The sequence below is a fragment of the Micromonospora palythoicola genome, from assembly GCF_036689795.1.
In the GTDB taxonomy this organism is placed as follows: Bacteria; Actinomycetota; Actinomycetes; order Mycobacteriales; family Micromonosporaceae; genus Micromonospora; species Micromonospora palythoicola.
The window spans coordinates 98728-111342 of the sequence record NZ_JBAGKI010000013.1 but is presented as its reverse complement, the minus strand read 5'-3'; the positions used below and the strand labels follow the sequence as shown (position 1 = coordinate 111342).

Below are 12615 nucleotides of genomic sequence, written 5' to 3'. Positions count from 1 at the left end.
GACCGGGGCAGCGTCGGGCTGATCGTGATGTTCTTCTCGTCCCGCGCCGACGCCCAAGCCGAGTTCGTCACCATCCGCAGCCAGATCCAGCAGCGGGACTGACCGCAGCCGGCAACAGGGCTGCGGAGGAGACCCCGCCAGCCCTGTTGCCGGCCGTTTCGCGGTCGCGCGCCGGGGTCGGTCGAGTCTGACAGGTGCCGCGTCAGGAGGCCGACGCGTCGTAGTCGTCGCGGTGCGCGAGAACCTCGCCCATGTGGGCCTGAGCCCAGTACCTGATCTCGCGCGTCGTGCGGTGCAGCGACAAGCCGAGGTCGGTCAGCTCGTAGGTGACGGTGACCGGGACGGTCGGCGTCACGGTACGGGTGAGCAGCCCGTCACGTTCCAGCGAACGCAGGGTCTGGGTCAGCATCTTCTGACTGACGCCGGCCAACAGGCGGGCAAGCTCGGAGTAGCGCATCGCTCGCGGCGCTCCCGGACCCTGCGGAGCCGCGTCACCCCCCAGTGCGCACAGGATCAGCATCACCCACTTGTCCGAGATCCGGTCGAGCAGTTGGCGGCTGGGACAGACCGCGAGGAACGCGTTGTATTCGACCCTGGCCTGCGCCTGCCGCTGAGCCGCCTTCGTCGTCGCCATCGAGCGCCCCTCTCGCTGCTGGATGGTTACGCACTTTAGGGTGCCTACTTCCCGTCGGGAAGTTCCTCTCCAAGACTGGGGCAGGCAAGCGAAAATGCCACCGTCTCCGCAGCGAAGAGGGCCACACCATGAGCACCCCTACTCCTTCCCTTCCCGGCGGCACCTGGATGCTCGGCGACCGGACCGTCACCCGGTTCGGGTACGGCGCCATGCAACTCGCCGGCCCCTGGGTGATGGGGCCACCCGCCGACCGCGACGGGGCACTGGCCGTGCTGCGCGAAGCCGTCGACCGGGGCATCACCCACATCGACACGAGCGACGCCTACGGACCGCACGTCACCAACGAACTGATCCGCGAAGCACTGCACCCCTATCCCGAGTCGTTGCTCATCGCCACCAAGGTGGGGGCGGACCGGGACGCACAGGGCGGCTGGCCGACGGCCCGCCGCCCCGAGGACCTGCGCCGGCAGGTCCACCAGAACCTGCGCTCCCTCGGGGTCGACACCCTCGACCTGGTCAACATGCGGATGGGTGACGCCGAAGGCCCCCAGCCCGGCTCGATCACCGAGGCGTTCGAGACCCTCGCCGCGCTCCAGCAGCAGGGCCTGATCCGTCACCTCGGGGTCAGCAACGTCACCGCGGAGCAGGTCGCCGAGGCCCGGGCCGTCGCCCCGGTGGTGTGCGTGCAGAACATGTACAACCTCGCTCACCGCCACGACGACGGCCTCATCGAGCAACTCGCCGCCGACGGCATCGCCTACGTGCCGTTCTTCCCGCTCGGCGGCTTCTCGCCGGTGCAGTCCGAGGCGCTCTCGGCCGTAGCAGCCCGGTCGGGGTCGACACCGATGTCCGTCGCCCTCGCCTGGCTGTTGCAACGCGCACCGAACATCCTGCTGATTCCCGGCACGTCGAAGGTGGCACACCTGCGGGAGAACATCGTCGGCGCGGGGCTCGCACTGTCCGCCGAGGACGTCGCCGCCTTGGACGGCATCGGCCGCTGATTCGTAGCGCAGGACCGACATCGGAGCGGCGGCGGTGCCGCCGCTCCGATGTCCCGGTGTCGCTTCGCTCAGCCGTCCGTGACGGTACCCTCCGCCGCCGCCCGGGCCGCCGCCTTCTCGGCGGCGCTGCGCAGTACGCAGAACTCGTTGCCCTCCGGGTCGGCGAGCACCACCCAACCGGCACCGGTCGGCCCGATGTGGTCGGCAACGTGCCGGGCACCGATGCCGAGCAGCCGCTCGACCTCCTCGTCCCGGGTCCGGTCGGTGGGTTCCAGGTCGAGGTGCAGCCGGTTCTTCACCGATTTGCCCTCGGGTACCGCCAGGAACAGCACCTCCGGACCGCCCGGCGGCAGCAACATGGCCTCCGGGTCGCCCGGGAAGTCGTCCGGCTGGCGGGGGCACTCGAAGACCTGGGCCCAGAAACCGGCCAGGGCGTACGTGTCGTGACAGTCGATTCCGATGTTGTGGATCCTTGCGCTCATGTGTCGTCCCTCGTGGTCTTCGCCACCGACGCCGCAGCCCTGTCGGTTACCGGCCGGCGGACCGCCGGGACCGGCGAGCCTACGAGAGGCGCGACACGGCACGGCGGGGTCGGAGGCGGCGCTGCGGGCACGGACGTCGGGGCAGTCGGAACTGGCGTGTCTGCTCCGCTGAGTGGCGGGACAGCGGTCCCGCCACCGGTGCCCCGCGAGGATGAGCGATCAGCCGACAGGGCGGGGCGCGGACAGCATCATGGTGAACATCGACGCACCCCCCTCCTTGATCGGGCTGACCTCGTGATCATTGCACTAGTAATCCCGGGCTGCAACCTATAGCGCGCCACGAAGCACTAGCCTGACCAACTGTCAATATGAGGTCAGGGTTACCGTCGGCCAGGTCACCAGGGGCCCCTTCTTTCGGGGCAAGGGCTCGGCAGTTGGTGAGCCTGGGAGAACCGGCACACCGAAGGGTCCGCCCGGTAGCCCCGGCCGAGATCACCAGCCAGCTGGCTACTTCCAATTGCTCGTTCCGACGGTGCCTCTGCTTAGCGAGAGTGAACGCGGCGAGGCCAATCGTGAACATGGCCGGGACACCAGCCACAACCCCCATCCAAAAAGTGCTGCCCGTAATCAGGAAGTAGATTACTGCAGGAATCCATGCCACAGCGATGCCTAGTACGACTTTGGCACCTTCACACTTCAAATCGGCTCCTAGCTTGGGCACCACCGGGTGGAACAGTGGCGAAACCAAGTTCTGCCTTCGAACTGCGGCTGTTCGCCTTGCCGACCTGACCAAAGCCCCGATGACATCATCCGCTCCCTGAACGGCGGTCCGCCGGCGCAAGGATGCGCGGAGGCGACTGCCTCCGCGCATCCTCAACAGGTTTGCAGTTGGTGGTGGACCCGACCACTGTCGGTAGCCCTTTGCGATGTCACCGCCTGAACTACCCCGGCGTTCCCCGCCCCACCAAACCGGCGACGAACATCAGCGCTAAACCACCCCCCAGTAGCATTAACGCGGGCAGGGACACCGTCAAGTCAAGGTTTAGGGCGATCACCATACCGAGCAACCACAGGACTAGACCACCACCGCCCGCGAACACCAGCTGCTGCGTACCTTTTCGCGGCGGCTGGACGTTCCACCTGCCATGTCGCGCCCTCCACGTTATTAGCAGGACGAGTACCGCCGCGATCGCGATTGCGATCGCAATCCAACCGCGGGTCGGCACGACAATCAGAGCCAGGAAGGCAGCCATGCACGAGAGCGATAGCAGCAGCAGCACCGGGACCAGAACTCGCGGCGCATCGCTCTTATCAGCAGTACTGAAATCACTCATCCCTTGAAACCCCCCTTCACGAAGACACCTCCAGCCAAGCCCATGACGGCCCCTACAGCGCACGTCAGACCCAGACCACTCGCCGACACATCTCCATTCGTGGATATGGCATTCGATGTCATCCCACCAGCACAACCAGCAACCATCGATGCCACGATCACCGGAACACCGAACCCGCCGGTCAGAAGGCCGCCAACCGCCAACGCGACCGCACCTCCGATAATCATGCCCATCGCGTTCAGCGACTCACCCTCGGTTACCATTCCTGTGGGATCGATGAAGGTAGTCGGATTAGCACCAGCATAAGCGTAGCGGTTGCCGTTTCCCGGATTGCCGATGAAGCTGAGGTTGTCCTGCTGGGTGAAGCGGCCTTGGGTGGGGTTGTACCAACGTTGGCCGAACTTGGTGTAGCCGGTTGCGGGATCGTAGGTGCCGCCAGCGTATCGGAGGATGTTGGCCTGCCCGAGGCCAGATTCCGAGGCGGTCAGCGTGTTGCCGTATGGGTCGTAGGTGTAGTTGGCGGACAGTGAGCCGTCGGCTTTGACTGCGGCGACGACGGAGCCGAGGCCGTCGAGGACGAAGGCGTGGTCGGTGGTGCCGATGCGCAGGCCGAGCGGGGTGCCGAGGCCGTCGCGTTCGACGTAGGCGTTCAGGTTGACGCCGTTCTTCCAGGACTGGAGCCACGGCATGCCGTGCTGGTCTTCGTACCCGTAGGTCAGGTTGATGCCACCGGCGCGGGTGAGTTCGACCTGGTCGGTGCCGGCGTAGCCGTAGGTGGTGGTGCCGGTGGTGGTGGCAGTGGTCATCTGCCGGGCGGCGTTGTAGCCGATGCCGCTGACCGCCGGCGTGCTGGTCCGGGTCTGGTTGCCGCGGGTGTCGTAGGTGTTGTTGGTGGTGGTGACCTGGTTGGCGCTGTTGTAGGTCAGGGTCTGGGTAGTGGTGTCGTCGACCTTGACGGTCTCCCGGTTGCCGTTGGTGTCATAGGTGTAGTCGTAGGTCTTGGCATGGTGGTTGGCGGCCTTGGTGAGTCGGTCGCCCTTGTCGTAGGTGTACTGGGTGACCTGCCCGCTGGCTTCGTTCTTCTGCCACTGCCGTAGGCCGGTGTCGTCGGCCTTGGCGGTGGAGCAGGGCTGCCCGGAGACGTACTTCGCGTAGCAGTAGGTCACGTCGAAGACGGTGGCCGGGGTGGCTGAGTTGCGGGTGGCGGTGATGCGCTTGGGCCGGTCGGACTTGTCGTACGTGGTGGTGACGCGCAGGGCCCAGGTGCTGTTGGTGTCATTTGTGGCGAACCACATGTTGGTGCGGTTGCCGTCCTTGTCGTAGGCGAAGTTGTAGCGGGTGCCGCCGGCGGTGTCCATCCGGACCAGCCAGTTGCGGGTGTTGTAGTAGTACTTCGTGGTGCCGCGCCCGTCGACGAGTTCGTCGAGGTTGCCGGCGGCGTCGGGGCGGTAGGTCTGCTCCGGGGTGCCGGGGGCGGTGCGCTTGCGCAGGCGGTTGAGCTGGTCGTACTGGTAGATGGTGGTGCCCGTGGCATCGGTGCGGATCAGCAGGTTCCCGGAGCCACCGTGCTCGTAGGTGACTGTGCCGGTGGCGGCGCAGCCGGAATAGCTGGTCTTCGTCATCCGGTCGTCGAGGCTGTATTCGTAGGTGGTGGTGCAACCACCTGCGGTCTCGGTGCGCAGCCGGCCGTAGGTGTCGTAGGTGAACGTCTTCGCCGACAGATTGTTACCGGTCGGCGGCGTCATCGTCTTGAGTTGCTTGTCGCTGTCATAGCTGTAGGTCGTGGAGTTGGTGCCGTTCCCGGGGTCGGTGGACGACTTGACGGTGCCGTCGCTGTTGTAGTCGACCTTCGCCTCGGCGGCGAGGGCGTCCTCGCTGGAGGTCTTGTTGCCGGCACCGTTGTACGTGTAAGTAGAGCTGTTGCCCTGCGTGTTGGTCGACGATGACGGCTGGAAGTTCGCTGTCGGATTCGTCGAGGTCGCCGTGTTCGCGTACGCGGCCGACGCGCTGGCACCGGTGGGCGACTCGGACTTCGTCTGGGACTGACCGCTGTTGGCACCGTGCGTGTTGGTGGTGGTGCCGCCCTCGGCGGAGACACTCGTCGCGACGTCGCTGAACGGGGTGTACGTCTTGCTACGGCTGTTTCCGGCCGGGTCGGTGACCTTCGTGACCCGCTTGTTGGAGTTCAGCTCGTAGGTGGTGTGCGGCACCGAGGTGACCGGCAGCGACAGATCCTGCCGGGGGTCAGCCACGTCGGTGACCGTGGAGCTGGTGTAGGCCAGGCGGGTGGTGGAGCCCTTCATCGTGGCGTTGTCGGTGACCTGGGTCAGCGAGGTCACCCGATGCTGCCCGTCGTAGGTGATCGTGACGACGGTGTCGTCCTCCATGAGGATCTTCGTCAGGTCACCGGCGGTGTCGTACTCGAAGGACACCTTGCGCCAGGTCGCACTCTGGATCGTCTTCAGCCGGTTGTTGGCGTCGTAGACGTACGACACGTCGCGCCAGTTGCCGTCGCTGCCGGTGTGCCGGTAACGGGTCAGCCGGTCACCGGTGTAGGTCACCGCTGCCGTACGCACCGACCCGACCCCCCGGTTCGAGGTCACTGTCGACATCTTCCCCCCGCTGTAGGAGAAGTCGACCACGTTGTCGTTACGGTCCTCGGTCTTGTCCAGCACCCCGTCCGAGGTGAAGAACAACTCCTTGCCGCTGTCGTTCTCGGTCAGCTTCCAGCCCGTGCCGTTGCGGGCCAGCTTTGCCTTGAACTCACCCGGCGAGGTGTAGCCCGAGCCCGACGCGGTGAACTTCCCGACCACCCCGTCGGCGGCCACGTAGGTCACCGAGTTGTCGTCGGTGGCCTCAATCAGCCGTACATCCACTCCGGAGCGGGTACGCCACCCCGGGCCATGCGCCCCGTTGGCGATGTCGCTGCCCAACAGCAGGCTGTTGAACGACGCCCCGAGAGTCACGTTCTCCGCGATCCCCGGCAGCGTCAACTCCGTGCTGGTCAACAGCAGGTTCCCGGAGCCGACGTTGACCTTCGCCTGCAATCGGTCGGTCAACGAGAACGACAACTGCGTACCGTTGCGCACCGGCCCAGTGCCCTTCGGCACCGACGGTGCCGCCCCCGCCGCCATCGCCCGCGCCACCGGCTGGGACGCGGAGTCGAACAGCCACACGTTCGGCCCCGACTGCGGCGACACCACCGGCTCAATTCCGGCGGACGGCGGAACCGCGGCCTCCGGCGCCGCCTGCACCGGCAGCGCAACCAGGGTCGACGCGGCGATGAACACCGACGCCACCCCGAGACTTACCTGACGAGATAACACGCATCCTCCCAATATGAAATTCGGCGGGCCGATCCCGCCGAATGAAAAACCACCTTCAAATCGCCGACAAAGCGCAGGGTGCCGCGCGACGCATACCCAAACCGGGAATGCACCGCTCAGCGGATAGAATCAGGCGACTTGCCTCAGTTCATCGTCCTTGTCAGGCGCCGAATCGTCCTGCCGACTCGGCGGCAGCGACGCGAGAATGCGCAAATCGCGGTCGACTCTGCGAGACGCCCGAACCAACGCCCATGTGGCGTACAAACTCAGGAGAAGACAAAATAGTCCAACAGCAGCCGCCCTCATGGACAGCACACAATGGCATAGCGCACGAAGCTCCCCGTAACAGCTCGTCCAGCCGGTAGTTGCTTCACGACAAGCTATAGCAGCTCTTAAATCAGGGCAATGCAAGTTACAAATTGCAAGGACCTTCCCCCTCAAACCGGGCAATAAGAATGTTTGGTATCACAGTCAGTTACTTGTGACGGTCCTAGCTGAGTGACGCCGAATAGGCATCTGACGGACAACCCGTACCCGGCCCTGGCATCAGCCGACCAACCGCGTCACCGTCGCCTCCGTAGCGGTCGGGGTGTGGCCGCCGAACCGGCCGAAGGATCACGCCCCTGCCTGCGCAAACATTCGGGCTCCGGGCAGATGCACCGGAAGCGCACCTCTTCGGTGCGGATCTTCGATCCGCCGCAGTCGTGCTCGATGCCGGGCAGGATCGTCGGCACGCATCCCATGCACCGGGTCGCCGCGATGGGCTGCCCGCGACGCACCCAGCCGACGATCCGCAGGTGCAGCTCCTGCGGCGACACGTCGGTCAGGTCGGCGATGGCGTCGTAATAGTGGGTCGCCATCGCCAGCGACAAGCCGGACACGTCCGGACCGTACGCGTGCAGCAGGTGAGCCCGAACCGTGCCGCAGGGCCACGCGTCGTCGCACCCGGCACAGTCCCAGGAAGGGCGGTCCGGGCGGTGTCGGTCAGGGTCGGGCGCGACGACGAGCCGCAACCGATCGCCTGCCTCCCCCTCGGTCACCGCGCGCCGGCCAGGCACGCCCTGATGGCGGCGACGAGCACGTACGCCTCCCAGCAGTGGTGGCGTCCGCAATCGGGTGCCGGTGGTCGCAGACGTGCGCTTGCGTCAGGACCAGTCCGGCGGCGACCTGCCGGCTCATCGCGACCACCGACACGAGGACGTCACGCGCGACGCCGTTCCGGCAGGTGAGCGGCGGCAGCCCGCGTACGGGGAATTGACCGCCCGCGTCGGCGCATAGGCTGCCCGTCATGGCCATCGCCTACGCCCGGCACACCAGCCTTACCAGCGCTTCGGTGGAGGCCCTCGCCGACCTGTACGCGGTGGTGTACGCCGAACCTCCCTACGAAGAGGGGCCAAACGAGGTGGCCGGTTTCCGCGACGGCCTACCCGAGCAGGCCGAACGCGAGGGCTTCACCCTGCACACCGCCCACCAGGGTGATGTGTTGACCGGAGCCGCGTACGGATGGACGATGCCGGCCGGGGCGTGGTGGCGCAACGCCGACCGGAATCCGCCCACCGACCTCCACGCCGCCGACAAGCTCGCGGTCATGGAATGGATCGTCCATCCACGGTTCCGCCGTCGAGGTGTCGGTGCTGAGCTGATGCGACGCCTGCTCGACGGGCGGCCTGAGCCGGTCGCGACCCTGGCAGCCAACCCGGAGTCGGCCGCCCGAGGGATGTACGAGCGGGCCGGGTGGATGCAGGTGGCGAAGTCGACGTTGCCGTGGGGCACGCCGATGGACGTGTTGGTGTTGCGGCTATCCGCCGACAGCCTCGACGGCTGACGCGTGCTCCAACGACGTCCCTGTCACACCTTGAGGAGATCGACGTCGTACATCGCTATCGACACGTCACGGGAGGCCAGCGTCAAGCCTTCGGCGGTCGCTTGCGCCACCAACATCCGATCGAAGGGGTCGCGGTGATGCAGTGGGAGACGGCCGGCGAGGATCGCGTGCCCGTGGGTCACCGCCAGTTCACGAAAGCCCATGTCCCGTACCCGCTCGGCGAGATCGGGCGGTCCGGCGAGTTTGCCGGCCGCCTGCTTGATGGTGATCTCCCACAGGCTGACCGGAGACAGGAAGATGTCCGGGTCGTGGCGAAGCCGCTCGAGGAACTCCGCGTCAAGAGTGTCATCACCGACGATGGCCCACAGTGCGACGTGGGTGTCGAGCAGCAAGCTCATGCGCCGATACCGAAATCGGTGGCGATCGCCGCGTTGGTCTGGGGCGAGTCCCAGTCACCCGACAGATCCACCTGCCCCGCGAGGGAGCCGATCGCGGTGCGGTTGACCCGCCGCACCAACGGCACGACTTTCGCCACCGGCGTGCCCGCCCGGTCGATGATGACCTCCTCGCCGCGTTCCACACGCTCGATGATGCGCGACAGATGGGTCTTGGCGTCGTGCATGTTGTAGTGCACAGCGTCGGCCGACATGCCCCACCTCCCAGGTTAGCTAGCACGTTAGTCTACCCCGCCCTTGCTGGGCCTTGGGCGGTACTCGCCGCGCCTCACCGGGCGGCTTCGGCAGCCGGCAGGCTGACGGTCACCTCCAGGCCGCCGCCGGGCTGCGCGACGGCGGTCACCGTGCCGCAGTGCGCGTCGCAGACCGCGCGCACGATGGACAGGCCGAGGCCCGAGCCGCGTGCCCCGGTGCGTTCCCGGCCGCCCCGCCGGAAGGGCTCGAACAGCCCCGGCACGTCGGCCGGGTCCACCTCGAAGCCGGTGTTGCCGACCACCAGCCAGGACCGCTGCCCGTCCGAGCCGGTGCGCACCCAGAGCCGGCCGTGCAGGTGGTTGTAGCGGACCGCGTTCTCGATCAGGTTGCCGGCGAGTCGGTCCAGCAGCCCGGGATCGCCCACCACCGGTGCCGGCTCCAGCGACGTCTGGACCGCCAGCTTGATCCGCTCCACCTCCCGGCGTACGGCGGACAGCGCGTTGACGGTGCCGGCGGCCAGGTCGAACTCGCTGCGCCGGCCGAGCCGTTGGCCGGCCTGCGCCTCGCTGCGCGCCAGCACCAGCAACGCGTCGACCAGCCCGTTGGCACGCTCGGAGGCGTCGCGGACCACCGTCGCCATCCGGCGGTACTCGGCCGTGTCCGCGTCGTCGTCGCTGAGCGTCACGTCGATTTCGGTACGCATCACCGCCAGCGGCGTGCGCAGTTCGTGCGAGGCGTTGGCGACGAACCGTCGCTGCGCCTCGAAAGCGGCGGCGATCCGGTCCAGCATGGCGTCGAACGTGTCGGCCAGCTCGGCCACCTCGTCGTCCGCCCCGGAGTAGCCGATCCGCTGGTCGAGCGTGGTCTCGCCGAGCCGGCGCGCGGTGGCGGTGACCTGGTGCAGCGGGCGCAACGCGCGCCCGGCGACCGCGTACGCCCCGACCACACCGACGATGCCGATCGCCAGCAGCGCGGCCAGCCCCTTGGCCAGCAGTTCCCCGGAGGCCGCGTCGACGAGCCGCTGCTGCCACGCGGCGGCCTCCAGGGTGCTCCCGTCGGCGAGCACCACGACGGTGCCGGGCAGCAGCTCGTCGGTGGGACGCAACGCGTCCCGCACCAGCAGCCAGGCCAGCAGCACCAGGATCGCGCCGGCACCGACCAGCAGCACGCCGTTGAGCAGGGTCAGCCGCAGCCGCAGCGTGGGGCGTAACCGCAGGGCGGGTCGCCGCAGCGCGGGCAGCCGGCGGCGCGTGGTGCCCGTCACTGCACGACCTCGGCCGTCCGGTAGCCGGCACCGACCACGGTCTCGATCAGCGGTGGATCACCGAGCTTGCGACGTAGCGTCATCACGGTGACCCGGACGATCGTGGTGAACGGATCGGTGTTGGCGTCCCAGACCCGTTCCAGCAGTTCCTCGCTGGAGACCACCGCACCCCGGGCCTTGAGCAGCTCGCAGAGCACGCCGAACTCCTTGTTGGTCAGCTCGACCGGCACTCCGTTCCGGGTGGCGGTGCGGCGGGCCGGGTCCACCACCAGGTCCGCGGTCTCCAGCACCGGCGGGGCCGCCGGGGTGGCGCGACGGCCCAGTGCCTGCACCCGGGCGACCAGTTCGTCGAAGGCGAACGGCTTCGGCAGATAGTCGTCGGCACCCAGTTGCAGACCCTCGACCCGGTCGGCGACCGTGCCGCTGGCGGTCAACATCAACACCCGGGTCAGTTCACCGGACGCGGCCAGCTCCGCGCAGATCTGGTCGCCGTGCCGGCCGGGCAGGTCACGGTCGAGCACCACCACGTCGTACCGGGTCACGAAGGCCATCTCGTGGCCGCTGTCGCCGTCGTACGCGACGTCCACCGCCATGCCCCGCTTGCGTAGCCCCCGCGCTATCGCGTCGGCGAGGTTGCGCTCGTCCTCGACCACCAGTACCCGCATGCCCGCCCCTTTTCCGCCCGCCGACCACCGACAACGTAACGCCGCCGACCAAGCCGCCCGGGACGGGTGCCCGGCACACCGGCCGGGACGCAGGCGCGAGCCGGTCGCCCGGCGCGGGATCAGTCGGGCAGTTGCCAGATGCCGTAGCCACCGTCGTGCAGGCGGCAGCCGAGCAGGTCGTACCGGCTCTGGCAGTCACCGCCGGCGTCGGGCAGCAGGTCGAGCCGGCGGGCCGGTGCCCCGGTGGGATCGAGCCGGGCCAGCACCAGCCCCACCTCGGCCACCGGACGCACCACGAGCACCTCCGGCGTGTACTCGTAGCGGGCCACCATGTTCCACGACCCGTGCTCGGTCAGCGTCGCACCGGTGTCCAGGTCGAGGGTGAGCAGCTCGTTGCCGTTGCCGGCCACCGCCAGGGCGTTGCCGTCCTCGATCAGGACGATGTTGAGAATGTCCTTGCTGCTCCAGCGCATCGCGCCGGTGGTCCGGTCGAGGACCTGCAACCCGCCGCCGGCCAACCCGGCGCAGAGCAGTGGCCCGCACCCGGTGACGTAGGTCGCCGTCGGCAGGCTCACCTGCCAGCGCTGGAGCAGTCCGTCCGCGGTGAGCGCGGTGACGGTGTTGGAGTTGCGTACCACCGTCACCAGGTCGCCGGCCACCCAGGCCTGCTGGTAGTTGCTCGGCCGGTCGTCCGACGGAGGGAGGCGGTGCCGCACCGTCCCGGTCATCGGGTCGATCACCTGGACCTCGCCGTCGACGGTGGCGACCACGATGCTGTCCAGCGTCCCGTCGTCGCGCTGCTGGTAGTCGACGCTGGCCGCCGACAACGACACGGACCACACCTCGCGGGCGTCGGCCAGTTCGATCACCCGTAGCACCGTCGGCTCGCTGTCGGTGAAGGTTCGCAGCAGCGCCCGGCCGGGCATGTCGAGAACCGCGATACCGGGCACCCGCCAGCGTTCCTCGCCGGTGTGGGCGTCGAGTTGCAGGGTCTCGCTGGTGCGGATGTCCGGCCGGCCCATGGCGACCAGGAGGCCGGCGTCGTCGACCGGCTGCACCCGGTAGACCCGGTTGCCCGGGGGCACGGGTGCCCGCCACAGCGGCGTCAGCCGCTGCGGGTCGGCGGTGGCGCGACCCGGCCGCGGATAGACGAGCAGTTCCTGGCTGCCGTCGGTGACTCCGGGCACCGGGGCGACGGTGACGATCTGATCCCCGGCGAGGAACAGGTCGCTGCCCAGGGCGGCGGGCACGATCGCGTGGATCCGCCCGGCCGGCGGCGCGCCGCCCGCCAGGGTCAGCAGCGCGACCAGTGCCACGACGACGGCCACCACCCGACGGTTGACCGGACCGGGTCGCTGGCGCTGCGGTGGCGGATCGGTCGGCTCGGTCAGCTCACCGAGGTCGATCAACGTCACGCCTGTCCTCCCCTGACAC

12 protein-coding genes are annotated in these 12615 nt (G+C 68.1%); 2 read left to right on the top strand and 10 right to left on the bottom strand.

The features are described 5' to 3' along the window. Positions 1–202: 202 nt before the first annotated feature. The gene (locus V5O40_RS08710) at positions 203–634 is read right to left on the bottom strand and encodes a winged helix-turn-helix transcriptional regulator (RefSeq protein ID WP_332904994.1); all 432 of its coding nucleotides are present in this window, start codon (positions 632–634) and stop codon (positions 203–205) included. A 128-nt stretch (positions 635–762) separates the two neighbouring features. On the opposite strand from V5O40_RS08710, the gene V5O40_RS08705 reads away from it, so the two are divergent. Continuing rightward, the gene (locus V5O40_RS08705; RefSeq protein ID WP_332904993.1) at positions 763–1635 is read left to right on the top strand and encodes an aldo/keto reductase family oxidoreductase; all 873 of its coding nucleotides are present in this window, start codon (positions 763–765) and stop codon (positions 1633–1635) included. 68 nt (positions 1636–1703) lie between these two features. Here the strand turns inward: V5O40_RS08705 and V5O40_RS08700 are convergent, their stop codons facing one another. The 4 genes from V5O40_RS08700 to V5O40_RS08685 all read right to left on the bottom strand — a co-directional run bounded on the left by V5O40_RS08700 (position 1704) and on the right by V5O40_RS08685 (position 7658). Further along, a complete protein-coding gene (locus V5O40_RS08700) occupies positions 1704–2117 on the bottom strand; it encodes a VOC family protein (protein WP_332904992.1) in 414 nt (137 codons plus the stop codon). A gap of 941 nt (positions 2118–3058) precedes the next feature. Beyond that, positions 3059–3451 carry a hypothetical protein gene (locus tag V5O40_RS08695; RefSeq protein ID WP_332904991.1) on the bottom strand — a complete coding sequence of 131 codons (393 nt, stop codon included), beginning with the start codon at positions 3449–3451 and terminating at the stop codon, positions 3059–3061. After that, positions 3448–6741: an RHS repeat-associated core domain-containing protein gene (locus tag V5O40_RS08690; protein ID WP_332904990.1), complete on the bottom strand. Its 3294-nt coding sequence runs from the start codon at positions 6739–6741 to the stop codon at positions 3448–3450. Before V5O40_RS08690 ends, V5O40_RS08695 begins: the two co-directional genes overlap by 4 nt. 599 nt (positions 6742–7340) lie before the next feature. Then, on the bottom strand, positions 7341–7658 hold the full coding sequence (locus V5O40_RS08685) for a hypothetical protein (RefSeq protein WP_332904989.1): 318 nt from the start codon (positions 7656–7658) through the stop codon (positions 7341–7343). Between the two features lie 407 nt (positions 7659–8065). On the opposite strand from V5O40_RS08685, the gene V5O40_RS08680 reads away from it, so the two are divergent. Beyond that, positions 8066–8602 (top strand): GNAT family N-acetyltransferase, encoded by a 537-nt coding sequence (locus V5O40_RS08680; protein WP_332904988.1) that lies wholly within the window; start codon positions 8066–8068, stop codon positions 8600–8602. Between the two features lie 23 nt (positions 8603–8625). On the opposite strand, the gene V5O40_RS08675 is transcribed toward V5O40_RS08680, so the two are convergent. The 5 genes from V5O40_RS08675 to V5O40_RS08655 all read right to left on the bottom strand — a co-directional run bounded on the left by V5O40_RS08675 (position 8626) and on the right by V5O40_RS08655 (position 12596). Next, on the bottom strand, positions 8626–9000 hold the full coding sequence (locus V5O40_RS08675; RefSeq protein ID WP_332904987.1) for a type II toxin-antitoxin system VapC family toxin: 375 nt from the start codon (positions 8998–9000) through the stop codon (positions 8626–8628). Beyond that, on the bottom strand, positions 8997–9251 hold the full coding sequence (locus V5O40_RS08670) for a type II toxin-antitoxin system Phd/YefM family antitoxin (protein ID WP_332904986.1): 255 nt from the start codon (positions 9249–9251) through the stop codon (positions 8997–8999). Before V5O40_RS08670 ends, V5O40_RS08675 begins: the two co-directional genes overlap by 4 nt. A gap of 74 nt (positions 9252–9325) precedes the next feature. After that, positions 9326–10516, bottom strand: coding sequence for a sensor histidine kinase (locus tag V5O40_RS08665; RefSeq protein ID WP_332904985.1), 1191 nt, complete (start codon positions 10514–10516; stop codon positions 9326–9328). Continuing rightward, positions 10513–11181: a response regulator transcription factor gene (locus tag V5O40_RS08660; RefSeq protein WP_332904984.1), complete on the bottom strand. Its 669-nt coding sequence runs from the start codon at positions 11179–11181 to the stop codon at positions 10513–10515. The genes V5O40_RS08665 and V5O40_RS08660 overlap by 4 nt, the downstream gene beginning before the upstream one ends. A 119-nt stretch (positions 11182–11300) precedes the next feature. After that, positions 11301–12596 carry an outer membrane protein assembly factor BamB family protein gene (locus tag V5O40_RS08655; RefSeq protein ID WP_332904983.1) on the bottom strand — a complete coding sequence of 432 codons (1296 nt, stop codon included), beginning with the start codon at positions 12594–12596 and terminating at the stop codon, positions 11301–11303. Positions 12597–12615: the final 19 nt, after the last annotated feature.